The sequence below is a fragment of the Legionella lytica genome (assembly GCF_023921225.1).
GTDB lineage: Bacteria > Pseudomonadota > Gammaproteobacteria > Legionellales > Legionellaceae > Legionella > Legionella lytica.
On record NZ_CP071527.1, the window covers coordinates 866,768 to 879,512 of the forward strand.

Genomic DNA, 12,745 nt, shown 5'->3' on the forward strand with positions numbered 1-12,745 from the left:
TTTAATTTCCTTGTTCATCTAAAATGGTGACTTTTTCCCCTTCTTTTAGGCTATGAATGCCTGCGGTCACCACCCATTCTTTTTCATGCAATCCTTGAATAACCGAAATTCCAGTCGGCGTGAGCTCGCCAATGACCACTTCACGTCGGTGCAGTTGTTGTGTTTGTGGATCGATTATCCAGACATAAGTTTTTTTTTCTGAATCGGTGGTCAAAACTGAAGAAGCAGGGATCGTTACTTTATTTTGAATCTTTGCTTGTTCCACACGTCCAGTAGCTTTACCAGCCATGCCAGGTAATATCTCAATATCCGTAGGTTGTTGCATAAGGAGTGTAACAGGGTAGGTACGTGTTTCCGGAGATGCTTCATTACTTATTTCTTTTACTTGTGCGGTAATTGGGTGATTGGGAAATGGGTCGAAACGTACAATAATATTTTTTACCAATGGAATGTAACTTATCAGTCCCTCGGGAATCTGAATGACCATTTCAATTTGCGAGGTATCTAATAAGCGAGCGATGTTTTGCTTACTCGCAATGGTTTGATAATTTTCCACATATAAGTTTGATATTTTTCCATGGAATGGCGCTAGGAGTACACTGTCTTTTAGTGTTTTCTCTGCTAAATCTTTATTTGCCTGTGACACGGCAAGCTTGGCTTTTAACAGATCATAATCTGCTTTGGAAATATGTCCTTTACCTACGAGTGCTTTAGCCCGTGTGTAATTTTGTTGATCACGAATAAACTCTGCTTGAGCTGATTGTATTTTTGCTTCAAATTCTCGCTGATCAAGTTTCGCAATTAAGGCGCCTTTTTTAACTTGGTCCCCAATTTTAACAGGTAATTCGATTAAAGAGCCGTCCACATTAAATGATAGATTAACTTGTTGAAAGGCTCTGGCTCGGCCTGGAAACGCTCGGCCATTGAGTTCATTTGAGTTGCCTATTTGAATTGCTTTAACCGGTCTGATTTGGGCAGGGGGACGAGTATTATCATTTTGACTACATGAAATCCCTAGGGCTGTAATCAGGATTAGAATAAAATAATAAACGCGTGATGGAGCAAGCTTTCTCATAAACATCATCCTTGACTATAGAGATTTTATTATTAGTTAATAGTGCATTGCCATTTTCAGTATAGTTTAAAAAAGCATAACAACTCATACAATTTTATCCCTAAATCGGCTAAGTTGTTTTTTCTACATAGCTATTTTTTTAATCCATATCCCGTTTTAAAAATCCAGCCAATAATAGCCAGACACAGCACGGTAAATGTTAAAATCATGGTGACGCTAATCGTTATACTTACATCACTGTGTTCATAAAAGCTCCAGCGAAATCCGCTCACTAAATAGACGACGGGATTTGCCAATGAAATTTTATACCAGAGTGGGGGAAGCATATGGATTGAGTAAAAACTGCCGCCAAGAAAAGTGAGGGGGGTAATGATGAGCAGTGGAATTAATTGTAATTTCTCAAAGCCATCAGCCCATATGCCGATGATAAAACCAAGCAAGCTAAAAGTCACACTGGTCATAATTAAAAAGAAGGCCATCCACATCGGATGTGCAATACGTAATGGTACAAAAAACCAGGCGGTAGCCAGCACAATCACCCCAATGATCACGGATTTAGTCGCGGCAGCTCCCACGTAACCTAACATGACTTCGACAAAAGAAAGAGGGGCAGAGAGGATTTCATAGATGGTGCCGGTAAAACGAGGAAAATAAATCCCAAAAGATGCGTTGGATACGCTCTGCCCCAAGATGGTCAGCATAATCAGTCCAGGAACAATAAATGCACCATAGGGGATGTCATTAATCGCTTGCATGTGAGAACCAATAGCCGAGCCAAACACAATAAAGTAAAGGACCGTTGAGATAACAGGTGAGGCAATGCTTTGTCCTAGTGTACGAAACATGCGTGCCATTTCAAACTGATAAATTGCACCAACACCACGTAGATTCATTTTTCCCCCAATAAGCCAATGAAGATTTCTTCTAAACTACTTTGATGACTATAGATATCTTTCGGGCGGATGCCATTTGATTTTAGATTATCCAATACATCGGAAATATCATTATCGGCTTCAGTATCGTAAGTTAAAATCAATTTACCACCATTGTCATCGTGTTCTAATGTTAACGGATAATCTTTTAAACCGGCAGGTATGCTGGCTAATGGTTCGCGTAACAGGAAAATCATTTGTCGTTTACCCATTTTGTGCATTAAGGTATTCTTATCTTCAGTGAGAATTAAATTACCTTTATTAATAATTCCCACACGGTCAGCCATTCTTTGTGCTTCCTCAATATAGTGGGTGGTGAGAATAATGGTAATTCCGGTTTCACGTAAGGCCCGCACTTGTGCCCACATGGATTTACGCAGCTCCACATCGACACCAGCGGTAGGTTCATCAAGAAAAAGGATTTGCGGCTCATGGGAGAGCGCTTTGGCGACCATAACGCGACGTTTCATCCCGCCGGACAAATGTTGCAGCTGTGAGCCTTTTTTATCCCACAGTGAGAGCCGCTTTAATAGTTCTTCAATATATGAGGGATTCTTGGGTTTGCCAAACAAACCGCGACTGAAACTAACGGTATCCCATACCGTTTCAAATGCATCTGTCGTAAGCTCTTGGGGTACTAAACCAACCGCAGTACGTGCCTCGCGGTATTGGCGGATGTTGTCATAACCGGATATGGTGACTGTCCCATGAGTAGGTTGTACAATGCCGCAAATCGCATTAATCAGTGTTGTTTTGCCCGCACCATTAGGTCCAAGCAAAGCAAAAATTTCCCCTTGACGAATTTCAAGGTTAATATCTTCTAATGCTTTAAAACCATTTTCATAAATCTTTTGCAGTGCATTAATTGAAATAGCAATATCATTTGGCATGAAGAGCGTCGCTCCTTACATCTTAAGGATCATTTATGAATAACAGGTACTGCTATGTTACCCTCAAATGGGGCTAGTCGTCATCTAACTTGCTTATAACAAAAAAATTTATACTCACTTCGCTTCGTATGCCAAAAGGGTGTTAAGGCAGGTAGGGCCTACTTTCATAGGTACTTCGATGCGAAAAAATAAACTACTAATTTATGATTTTCCTCTAATTATCTTGAAATTAGCCCCAACAATCCTTATATAGTTCTTATCTCTTAATTTAAATTGCAGTGTTAATTTAACAATAAGAGGATTTAAGTTATGTCATCAGTTCAAATATTTCGTTCTGTTTCATACTCATCGGCAATGGAAGTGCCGCTCTAAATAAGAAATTTTATGGAAAGGTAAAAATTGTCGATTGCTAATCGATGTTCCGTTTTAACTATGTGAGACAACCACGGGTTGTAGGCATAAATTAGATGCGAAGGGTTATGAAAGAAAATAAGAAAATTAGAAATCAATATGAATATCCTAACTTTATGGATTGTGCGCTTGCCATTCATGGTTCGGTTACTCCCAGGGTATTTAGCAAGGTTTTGGCAGTATTTGTTTATGCCTGTTTTATTTCTGCGCTAAGTATTTTTATTCCCGATTTGGCTTTGCCAATAAGCCCTTTTGAATACGCAGGGGTAATTATGGGATTAATTTTAGTTTTTCGGGTCAATGCGGGATATGATCGCTGGTGGGAGGCAAGAAAACTCTGGGGTACTGTGGTTAATTGCAGCAGAAATATGGCAATTATCATAAAAAGTTATGTAGATCCTGCAAATAAAGGCGAGATAGAAAAAATGCTTGGTCTGGTTGCAGCAATGCCCTTCCTGATGAAGAATAGTCTGCGGGGCAGTGATTCTGTCGAAGAGGTAAAACATTTATTGAGTGAGGAAACTTATGCTGAAATGCAGGAGTGGCAGCATAAACCTAATTTTATTTCAGCAAAACAAGCCTCAATCTTGTCGCAAATGCAAGAAAGTGAGCAGTTAAATCAGTTTTCTTTTTTGAAAGCAGAAGAGGTGCGGGAAACAATTATTGATTGCCAAGGCGCATGTGAGCGGATATTAAAAACGCCTATGCCTTTTGTTATGGCAATTAAATCACGTCGATTTATTTTGCTCTTTTTGCTCATCCTTCCGGCGGCTTTAGTTAACTATTCTCCGTATATTAGTCCTATGGTCGTGACTTTGGTTGCCTATGCGCTTTTTTCTCTGGATCAAATAGGAGTGGAATTACAAAATCCCTTTTCTATTGATAATTTGAGTCACTTACCTTTGAATGATATTTGCAAGACCATCGAGAGAAACGTCATGGAAATTAAAAAAAACGATATAAATAATTAAGTTAATGGATTGGAGTATTTATGAAAACAATTGGTAAAAAAGAACAACATAATATCACCCCAGACCAAGCAATCGATTTGCTGCACAAGGGAAATCAACGGTTTATTCAAAACTTGCGATTTAATCGAAATTTACTACAACAAGTGAATGAAACCGCGGACGGACAATTCCCATTTGCTACCATTTTAAGTTGTATTGATTCACGCACACCTGCAGAGCTGATCTTTGACCAAGGCTTGGGAGATGTTTTTAGCGTTAGAATCGCAGGTAATATTGTTAATGAAGATATTATCGGCAGTTTAGAGTTTGCCTGTAAAGCAGCTGGGTCTAAATTAATTGTCGTACTAGGCCATACCAATTGCGGTGCAATAAAAGGTGCATGTGACAATGCCCAGCTGGGATCTTTGACCCAGTTGTTAGAAAAAATAAAACCAGCAATTCAACAAGAAAAAACATTTAAAGAAGACCGAAATGGGAGTAATCTAGCTTACGTTAATGAAGTTGCCAAAATTAACATCAACAATAGCATTCAAAATATTTTAAATAAAAGCAATATTATCAAAGAACTAATCGAGCAAAAAACGATTAAAATTATTGGTGGTTTGTACGATGTGTCTTCGGGCGAGGTCTTATTTTTTGAAGAGTAAATAAAATAGTGGCTTGCCTATTTTGCTTAGAGAAGAAGTAATAATTGGTTTGAGTACTCGGTTGAATCGCGATTACTCGAACCTTTGTCCTAAAGCTTTAATTTTTGCAAAGGAGATTTATATGAAAAAGAAGCTCATTCCTATTTTAATCTCTGTCCCTTTTATCACTATGATATCAGGAGGAGCCGTAGCGCTTGAGGCCAAACCAAATACTCAAGTGCAAAATAACAATCAGCAAGCAGCTTTAGATCCGTTTGGCAGCGATCCATTCTTTCAATCACCGGATGATATTTTAAAACAAATGGCGCAAATGCAACGAGCTATGGCCCAGTTGATGAAAAGCCAATTTTCACGAACGCATCAACCTAATCAATTACCCTTTGGTAGTCCAAATACAGTTGAAATTAAAGAAAATAAAAATGAGATTGTCTATAAAATAAAATTACCCAAAGAGGGAAATAGTAAGGTGGACGTTTCCGTGAAACAGGAACAATTAATAGTGAGCTCAAATATAACCCAACAAATTACCCGAGAACAGGATAATAGCAAAAGTGTAAGCTACTCTCAGAGTAATTATAGTCAGGCATTTCAACTACCTAAAGGCTATGATCCTAATTCGATGACGACCAAGACGATAGATTCCAATTTGATTGTTACCTTCAAAAAGTCAATTGCGAGTTCTTCTGTTCTTTAGCCGTTGTCAGCCCGTCCTTGAGTAATGCTACGAAATGACGTTACTCAAGGAGGGTTCTTAAATAAATTATGTTCTCAGCGAAAAGGAAGGTAAATGAACCCGATTTTTTTTATATTTGGTTTTGGCTACACGGCTACTTGGCTTGCTCAAAAACTCACCTCGCTGGGTTTTGAGGTGGTTGGAACAACACGCCAAGAAAACAAAAAATTAATGAATCATTCTTCCACGATCAGGCTTATTGATTTTGATGCTTCCGATATTGAGAGCTACCTTAGTAAAGCGACTCACCTTTTAATTAGTGTTCCACCATTGGAGGGGGATGGAGATTCTGTATTATCTTCTTATTCCCAATTAATTAGCAGGCATGCTGAGCATATTAAGTGGTTAGGTTATCTTTCTTCTACAGGAGTTTATGGAGACTATCAGGGAAATTGGGTTGATGAAGAAAGTATTTGCATCCCTCAAAGCGCTTCTGGAATTTTACGTATGGAGGCCGAAAACGCATGGTTTGCTTATGCAAAAAAAAATCAACTTCCTTTGCACGTTTTTAGATTAGCGGGAATTTATGGCCCCCAAAGAAATCCGCTTGAACGACTGCACGCGGGGAAAAAATACAGTATTTATAAAGAAGGACAGGTATTTTCACGTATTCATGTTGATGATATTACCTCTGTACTTTTGGCTTCAATAAAGAACCCTCATCCTTTATCCATCTATAATGTGGCTGATGATGAACCTGCAGCCCCTCACGAGGTGGATGCATATGCTTCCTTCTTACTTAAACAACCCCCTTTACCCTTAATCGCCTTTGATCAGGTATCATTATCACCAAAGGAACGAGATTTTTATTTAAGTAATCGTCGTGTATCTAATGCAAAAATAAAAAAAGAACTTAATATTGTTTTAAATTATCCTTCATTTCGAGAGGGATTAACAAAAATCTGGAGGGATGATTTTGAGCAAAAAAAACGGGATTAAATTAATTCTTTGGATTTTATCTTTTGAATTAATCGGGTTTTTTTTAGGTTTATTAACGCAAGCTAATATTCTTTCTTGGTATGAAGGGCTTAATAAATCAATCCTAACGCCTCCTGGCTGGGTTTTTTCCATCGTCTGGCCTCTATTGTACGTATGTCTCGCAATCGTGGGGTTTCATTTATGGCAACATCACAGTCAACCTCGTATTGCAAAGTTATTTAATCTTTATCTAGTACAACTTCTCATGAATTGGCTATGGACCCCATTCTTTTTTCAATTCCATTGGTTAGGATTCAGTTTTTTATGGCTTTTAGTAATGGTTGTTTTGAATGCATTTCTAATTATTAAAATTAAGGAAAGAATGCTGAAGTTATTATTAATACCCTATTTTTTGTGGCTTAGTTTTGCAAGTTATCTTAATGGGGTCATATGGGTTCTTAATTCATAGGCATTACTCAGGCAAGGTGGAAATTTTAATTAAAGATAAAAGAAATTTTCCCTCCTCGTTCAAGTGTTGCGCACTTTACGGATTTAATCGATTCCATACTGTGTTGGATTCGTAAAGATTGCAAGACATCATTTGCAGTTAATCGACAGCAACGCATGTTTTTTTCAATGTACCTCCCTTGTTTAATTATCCTAACTTTTTGCCCCTTAATGTATTTACCGAATTTATGGTTTTTATAAGATAAATAAGCTAAAAAACGATGAATAATAACGATTAATAAGCATACCACCATGGAGGGAAGTAACGGGATATTATTAACTATGGCCTCTCCTAAGATTGCACCTAGGATGATGTAAATAATAAAATCTAAAGGGGAATGTTCGCCATAGATCGCATTGGAGTTTGTTCTAAATAATACAATTGCATATAAGGTGATGAGAATCCCTCTTGTATAAAGACCATATTCTAAAAGTTGATTCCAACCCAAAAACTGTTCCATGTTTTTCTCTTTGAAATTAGATTTAAAATCAGGACTGACACTCAAAAAAGCTTTTCATCTTATAACTATTTTATGGTGAAAATCTAGTAGTGCTTCTCCCAAGCTTGTTTGTGGGTCTCTATTTTTGCGTGGTACTTCCTTGGCCAATGTTACCAACAAGGCAACAGGCCTTCATGAGGAATATGAGTATAAAGCGATTAAGCTCAGTTTGCTTTTTAGACTAGCTCTCTTTTACTTTTTGATTTTTGTGGTTAATCCAAGACTCATCCTTCTCAAAAATATACTGGCAAGCTTGTTGAATAAAATAATCTTTGTATTGAATACCCGCCCATTCACAATAATCTTCAATTTCTTTAAAGACAGAGGCTTTAATTCGAACACGAAACTGGATTTTATTTTCATCTTTTTCTGGACTGATTAGCATAGGATACCTTTGGACGATTATGGATTAATACTCAAGCAACACTTTGTGCTTGAGTATATTCTATTAAAATTAAAAGCTCTACTTACCGGGGGAACAGATCAATTTAATAAATTCCTCGGTGTCATTAGTAATACCTAAATGAGCGCCTTTTTTTAGCTCTATCGTTAATTTACCCTGTTCTAAAGAGTGAAAGGATAGGCTCATAATAGTGCCCTCGGGTAAAACCAGGTTATTTACAATACTGGTACCGCTTTCTGAGATAAAGCTCAATAAATGATAGTTTTCTTCTTCATCTGCCTTAACTAGACAAGTTAAGGGCTTATTTTGTAGTAAATCTTCATCAATCATTATTAGTTCATTAGGGGGCAATGCGAAATGGCGATCCGCTGTATTTACTGAAACACTAATTGCCAATAAAAAAAGGCCTAAGATAATGTAGGGATATGATATTTTTATTTTCATTAAAAAACTCCTGTACGCAAAATAATGCGTCCTCTATTGATGTAATCAGTCAAATAAAATGTGACTGAATTGCGAAATTAATTGTTTCGCAAAAGGGCTTCTCAGATATTCTCCAGCTGGTTTCGGTGAGTTTATTATAATGCCACAAGATTTTATTGTCAAAAAAGCGGTGACAAATTATTACTTATTTTGTGTCAAATAAATTTGCCATTTTATTTTGTTCTTGTTATTATTTTTTTGTCATTAGGTATTTGACGAAATTAATTATTATTTGGTAGTGAAACTACTGCCTTCGCATTATGAAAAAGGAGTAGCATGTGAACAATAATAAATTTATTAAAAGTAAAATAATAAAAATCATTGATAATTTGTATCGATTGTCGGGACGGAGTGAGATTCCTGATGTAAAACAAATCTGTTTGGAAACTAAGGTAGACCGTCAAACAGCAATGAAGCTTCTTTGTACATGGTGGGATAAATGCTATATCAAAGAACATCAGGGAACAGAGCATAAAGATTCTATCTCACCCAATGAGCTAAAAGAGAATTTGAGCAAAATTATTACCTTGATTGAATGTTTATCGAAAGAAGTAGCCTTGTATAGCGAGTTGTTAAATAATGCTCCTTCTACTTTTCCTCTTGGCAATCATATCCTAAACACTTTACAAGTAATCGAAGACCAAATTTTACTTGATTTTAATCAGTTAGAAAGTAACAAAAACTTAATCCAAAGTGAACTTAAGAACGCACTAGAGGAAAATAATCATCTTTCCTTAGCTTATCTTGAGTTAGAAAATAAAAGCTCAAAAGAATTGCGGGAGTTACAGGAAAAGTTGGACGCGAATAAGCGAGAGGTATTAGCCGCAACTCAAAAGATTAAGTCGTTAAAAAGAGATAAACGAAAAATTTCCTTTAAGAACGTTGTGGGTGAAATTTATTAACCTAACGTTATTACCCATTAAAAACCTGCCTAGGTGGTGCATGCCCCGACCTAGGCAGATTTAATAACAGCAATGCCTTATTTATTGTGACGCGCTTAAAAGGGCACTGGTTTCTGATGTGGGAGTGTAATCATTCTTATCCGTACTTTCTTCTATTTCTCCTGTATCAAAAAATCTTAGCCCAGCTTGTTTGCCATGAGAATTACTCGCTGAAGGTGATTTGGCTATGCTTGATACCACAGTATTATTGGGAAGTAGATCTAGGCTGTGGTTTAGGCTGCCGTGGTCTATTAAAGGCTCTTTCGGTGAAGAATCTTGAGGGGCTTTTTTGTTATGAAACACGGCAGGCCATGTAAATGCTATCGATACAAATACCAATACCACTGGAGATAATATGGCCATAGTAACCGTTAAGGCAAATTTTTCCCCTATTGCCTCACCCAACGTTTCTCCCACATGAATACCGCTTCGAATCCCTCCGGCAACAGAATAAGCGAGCGAATCACCGATGAGAGCACATAATTTGAGGAGATTAACCACGCTATGCTTTATCTTTTGCGCTTTGCTGAGGTTTTCTTCAGGTGGTTGATATATGGATTCAAATTTGTCTTTGAGATCAACATAGGTTTTTGGGTTAAACACTTTATAAACTTGTGAAAAAGTATTAATAACCATGGTGGTCGAAGTACATATTATTGCTAGAACATGTGCCAAGAGGGTACCAGAGTTTGCGCCTATCGCATCGAAAAACCGATTAACCCCCGATACTGTAGTAAACCAGGTTAAGGTCGCATAAACAGCTAAAAATACCGTACTTACCGCCCCTAATAAAACACAGTGCAAAAAGCCATAGGGTTTTTGATATGCGTCAATAAAGAGGTTTTTAAATTTGGCATAATTTTCACGTATACCTATCGCTTGAAATGAATAGAAAGAGATTGCTGCAACCACTGATAAGCCAATCGTAGCCGCTAAAACAAGAGGAGTAGAAGCGAGAGCGCCTAGCCCCAAAAAGTTGAGAAGTCCTACCAGGCCAGCATATCCAGAAATACCCGCAGAAATACATGCTAACAAAGTTACGATACCAAAAAATAATTTCTGGCCTTTATCAAGCAGCGTTTTTTCTTTTAGATTGTCATCAAGGTTCTGAACTGCTTTTTGTTTTTTAGGCTGAAAGCCCGCGCTATCCAGCATCGCTTGCCCACGACTTAACAAACAGACCACACCGTTACAGCATGAAAGTACGATGGCTAAGCCAAGACTAAGTACGAAGGGAGCGCCTAAGGTGCTTAGTAATCCTAAGCAAAATACCATACAAAGCGCCATGGAGGTGACGACCTTGCCTATGACTAATGGTACGCCCTTTAAGAGCCTGTCTCTATCTTGAGCGGGAGTTCTTTTAAACTCCTGACCTTTGCTCGAGTAGGTGGCAATTTGTAAGACCTGTTGTTTCGATAATTGTTTCCCACCCGCAAGTATCTCTCCCCATTTAAAGGTAAGAAAACTCCACAAATGATGGGACATAGACCGTTCTAGAAGATCGGTTACGCGAAGGTCCCCATTAAGAATAGCTTTTTGGACTGTAGCCGATTCTTCTTCAGTAAATTGATATTGGTCGAATGACGCAATAATCCAATCTTTTTGAGTACGAAATTTTCTTCTTAAAACCATTAAGACTTCAGGACGTTTATGAATAGAAAAATCGATTTGTTCTTGTTCTAATAAAGTTACAATTTCTTTCATTCCGATAAATCCCTTTTTAATGCAAATCGCTTATTTTATTTATAAATTGGCAAGAATTCCATTTAAATTTTTAATTAATTACCACTAGGCATGATTGACATACAGTGCAAGTTACATTCTAATCTTGTTTTTTTATCATGATATGGACAATCATGTCATTTTTGAATTTTTTAAAACCGGCTCCTTATCTTGATGAGATTCAAGATAAAAACATTGTTAAGCAGCAATATCGTTATTGGCGTATTCGCACTTTTTATGCAATGTACATAGGGTATGCTTTGTTTTATTTTACGCGAAAAAGCTTTACCTTCGCGATGCCTGCATTACAAAGCACCTTAGGAATGACCACAACTGAACTGGGAATGATTGCTAGCATTTTGAGTTTAAGTTATGGCATCAGCAAATTTTTGAGTGGAATTCTTGGCGATAAGTCAAATCCTCGTTATTTAATGGCGATTGGGCTAATTTTGACAGGGGTTTGTAATATTCTGTTTGGATTGTCTTCCACTTGGTGGTTATTTGCTATTTTTTGGGGATTGAATGGTTGGTTTCAAGGCTTGGGATGGCCTGGGTGTACTAAATTATTAACACATTGGTACTCTCAATCCGAACGTGGTCGTTGGTGGAGTATTTGGAATACTTGTCATAACGTTGGCGGTGCATTAATTCCATTGATTGTTGCTATGTGCGCACAGTATTTCGGCTGGCGTTCAGCTATGTTTGTGCCGGGGATCATCTGCATTTTAGGCGGGTTCTTTTTAATCAATCGGTTAAGAGACACCCCGCAGTCGCTTGGTTTACCAGCGATAGAGCAATATCGGGAAGACTCTTCTGCCTCATCAGATCAGCCCCAAGAAAAAATAGAACTCTCAGTCAAAGAAATTCTTTGGACTTATGTGTTAAGTAACCATTATATTTGGATACTGGCTATTTCTTATGTGTTTATTTACATTGTCCGAACCGCTCTTAATGATTGGAGCATGCTGTACTTAACGCAAGAGAAGGATTACTCTTTAATTACAGCAGGTAGTTGCGTCATCTGGTTTGAAGTTGGTGGTTTTTTCGGAAGCCTGGCTGCTGGTTGGCTTTCTGATAAAGTATTTCAGGGTAAGCGCAATCCAATCAACGTTCTCTTTACGGCAGGTGTATTTGTCACCTTGCTGTTATTTACATTGACTAAGGCATATACTCCATTCCTTGACTCGTTGTTCCTCTTTTTCTTTGGTTTCTTTATCTTTGGACCACAAATGATGATTGGCATGGCCTGCGCTGAATTATCACATAAAAAAGCAGCAGCGACAGCAACGGGCTTTGCCGGATTTTTTGCTTATTGCGTAGGCGCTGTTCTGGCTGGTGCTCCTTTAGGGATAATTATCAAAAACTACGGCTGGGATAATTTCTTCCTTACATTGTTTATTTGCTGCTTAATTCCATTATTGATGATGCTGCCACTTTGGCATGTGAAATCTCATTCCAAAGATGGTAAGCAAGAATTTTCAGGCAAATCCGAATTTGCTTAAACAGGAAAAAAATCAACGTAGGCTGGGCTGTAAAGCCCAGCAAAGCATATTGAATTCCGCCCCTAATTTAGTTTTATAAACATCAAAACGGAATACGACAAGAGTCCAAT

General features: G+C 37.7%; 14 protein-coding genes. 7 read left to right on the top strand and 7 right to left on the bottom strand.

Annotated elements, in window-relative coordinates; translation table 11 throughout:
* Position 1: 1 nt before the first annotated feature.
* From J2N86_RS03845 to J2N86_RS03855, 3 genes are all read right to left on the bottom strand, one after another.
* Positions 2–1,075, bottom strand: a complete 1,074-nt coding sequence (locus tag J2N86_RS03845) for an efflux RND transporter periplasmic adaptor subunit (protein ID WP_252581088.1) — start codon at positions 1,073–1,075, stop codon at positions 2–4.
* 131 nt (positions 1,076–1,206) lie between these two features.
* The gene (locus J2N86_RS03850) at positions 1,207–1,968 is read right to left on the bottom strand and encodes an ABC transporter permease (RefSeq protein ID WP_252581089.1); all 762 of its coding nucleotides are present in this window, start codon (positions 1,966–1,968) and stop codon (positions 1,207–1,209) included.
* Positions 1,965–2,897, bottom strand: a complete 933-nt coding sequence (locus J2N86_RS03855) for an ABC transporter ATP-binding protein (RefSeq protein ID WP_252581090.1) — start codon at positions 2,895–2,897, stop codon at positions 1,965–1,967. Before J2N86_RS03855 ends, J2N86_RS03850 begins: the two co-directional genes overlap by 4 nt.
* Positions 2,898–3,376: 479 nt before the next feature.
* Between J2N86_RS03855 and J2N86_RS03860 the strand changes: the two genes are divergently transcribed.
* The 5 genes from J2N86_RS03860 (at position 3,377) to J2N86_RS03880 (ending at position 7,046) form a co-directional block, all read left to right on the top strand.
* On the top strand, positions 3,377–4,279 hold the full coding sequence (locus tag J2N86_RS03860; RefSeq protein WP_252581091.1) for a bestrophin family protein: 903 nt from the start codon (positions 3,377–3,379) through the stop codon (positions 4,277–4,279).
* 20 nt (positions 4,280–4,299) lie between these two features.
* Positions 4,300–4,926, top strand: a complete 627-nt coding sequence (locus J2N86_RS03865) for a carbonic anhydrase family protein (RefSeq protein ID WP_252581092.1) — start codon at positions 4,300–4,302, stop codon at positions 4,924–4,926.
* A gap of 121 nt (positions 4,927–5,047) precedes the next feature.
* On the top strand, positions 5,048–5,620 hold the full coding sequence (locus tag J2N86_RS03870) for an Hsp20 family protein (RefSeq protein WP_252581093.1): 573 nt from the start codon (positions 5,048–5,050) through the stop codon (positions 5,618–5,620).
* Between the two features lie 93 nt (positions 5,621–5,713).
* Positions 5,714–6,598: an SDR family oxidoreductase gene (locus J2N86_RS03875; protein ID WP_252581094.1), complete on the top strand. Its 885-nt coding sequence runs from the start codon at positions 5,714–5,716 to the stop codon at positions 6,596–6,598.
* Positions 6,570–7,046: a TspO/MBR family protein gene (locus tag J2N86_RS03880; protein ID WP_252581095.1), complete on the top strand. Its 477-nt coding sequence runs from the start codon at positions 6,570–6,572 to the stop codon at positions 7,044–7,046. Before J2N86_RS03875 ends, J2N86_RS03880 begins: the two co-directional genes overlap by 29 nt.
* 25 nt (positions 7,047–7,071) lie before the next feature.
* On the opposite strand, the gene J2N86_RS03885 is transcribed toward J2N86_RS03880, so the two are convergent.
* The 3 genes from J2N86_RS03885 to J2N86_RS03895 all read right to left on the bottom strand — a co-directional run bounded on the left by J2N86_RS03885 (position 7,072) and on the right by J2N86_RS03895 (position 8,431).
* Entirely contained in the window at positions 7,072–7,545 is a 474-nt protein-coding gene (locus J2N86_RS03885; protein ID WP_252581096.1) for a DUF421 domain-containing protein, read from the bottom strand.
* Positions 7,546–7,765: 220 nt separating this feature from the next.
* Entirely contained in the window at positions 7,766–7,969 is a 204-nt protein-coding gene (locus J2N86_RS03890; protein ID WP_252581097.1) for a hypothetical protein, read from the bottom strand.
* A 78-nt stretch (positions 7,970–8,047) separates the two neighbouring features.
* A complete protein-coding gene (locus J2N86_RS03895) occupies positions 8,048–8,431 on the bottom strand; it encodes a hypothetical protein (RefSeq protein ID WP_252581098.1) in 384 nt (127 codons plus the stop codon).
* 317 nt (positions 8,432–8,748) lie between these two features.
* Here J2N86_RS03895 and J2N86_RS03900 point away from each other — a divergent pair, with 317 nt between their 5' ends.
* The gene (locus J2N86_RS03900; RefSeq protein WP_252581099.1) at positions 8,749–9,372 is read left to right on the top strand and encodes a hypothetical protein; all 624 of its coding nucleotides are present in this window, start codon (positions 8,749–8,751) and stop codon (positions 9,370–9,372) included.
* A gap of 81 nt (positions 9,373–9,453) precedes the next feature.
* Here J2N86_RS03900 and J2N86_RS03905 read toward each other — a convergent pair whose 3' ends face one another.
* The gene (locus J2N86_RS03905; protein ID WP_252581100.1) at positions 9,454–11,115 is read right to left on the bottom strand and encodes a hypothetical protein; all 1,662 of its coding nucleotides are present in this window, start codon (positions 11,113–11,115) and stop codon (positions 9,454–9,456) included.
* 152 nt (positions 11,116–11,267) lie between these two features.
* Here J2N86_RS03905 and pgtP point away from each other — a divergent pair, with 152 nt between their 5' ends.
* Positions 11,268–12,635: an MFS transporter gene (gene pgtP, locus J2N86_RS03910; protein WP_252581101.1), complete on the top strand. Its 1,368-nt coding sequence runs from the start codon at positions 11,268–11,270 to the stop codon at positions 12,633–12,635.
* The last annotated feature ends 110 nt before the right edge of the window (positions 12,636–12,745 follow it).

Excerpts from the sequence above, each read along its gene's own strand:
- pgtP (WP_252581101.1), top strand. The coding sequence starts at position 11,268 with ATGTCATTTTTGAATTTTTTAAAACCGGCTCCTTATCTTGATGAGATT.
- J2N86_RS03870 (WP_252581093.1), top strand. The coding sequence starts at position 5,048 with ATGAAAAAGAAGCTCATTCCTATTTTAATCTCTGTCCCTTTTATCACT.
- J2N86_RS03850 (WP_252581089.1), bottom strand. The coding sequence starts at position 1,968 with ATGAATCTACGTGGTGTTGGTGCAATTTATCAGTTTGAAATGGCACGC.
- J2N86_RS03875 (WP_252581094.1), top strand. The coding sequence starts at position 5,714 with ATGAACCCGATTTTTTTTATATTTGGTTTTGGCTACACGGCTACTTGG.
- J2N86_RS03845 (WP_252581088.1), bottom strand. The coding sequence starts at position 1,075 with ATGAGAAAGCTTGCTCCATCACGCGTTTATTATTTTATTCTAATCCTG.
- J2N86_RS03890 (WP_252581097.1), bottom strand. The coding sequence starts at position 7,969 with ATGCTAATCAGTCCAGAAAAAGATGAAAATAAAATCCAGTTTCGTGTT.
- J2N86_RS03880 (WP_252581095.1), top strand. The coding sequence starts at position 6,570 with ATGATTTTGAGCAAAAAAAACGGGATTAAATTAATTCTTTGGATTTTA.
- J2N86_RS03895 (WP_252581098.1), bottom strand. The coding sequence starts at position 8,431 with ATGAAAATAAAAATATCATATCCCTACATTATCTTAGGCCTTTTTTTA.
- J2N86_RS03905 (WP_252581100.1), bottom strand. The coding sequence starts at position 11,115 with ATGAAAGAAATTGTAACTTTATTAGAACAAGAACAAATCGATTTTTCT.
- J2N86_RS03865 (WP_252581092.1), top strand. The coding sequence starts at position 4,300 with ATGAAAACAATTGGTAAAAAAGAACAACATAATATCACCCCAGACCAA.
- J2N86_RS03860 (WP_252581091.1), top strand. The coding sequence starts at position 3,377 with ATGAAAGAAAATAAGAAAATTAGAAATCAATATGAATATCCTAACTTT.
- J2N86_RS03855 (WP_252581090.1), bottom strand. The coding sequence starts at position 2,897 with ATGCCAAATGATATTGCTATTTCAATTAATGCACTGCAAAAGATTTAT.
- J2N86_RS03885 (WP_252581096.1), bottom strand. The coding sequence starts at position 7,545 with ATGGAACAGTTTTTGGGTTGGAATCAACTTTTAGAATATGGTCTTTAT.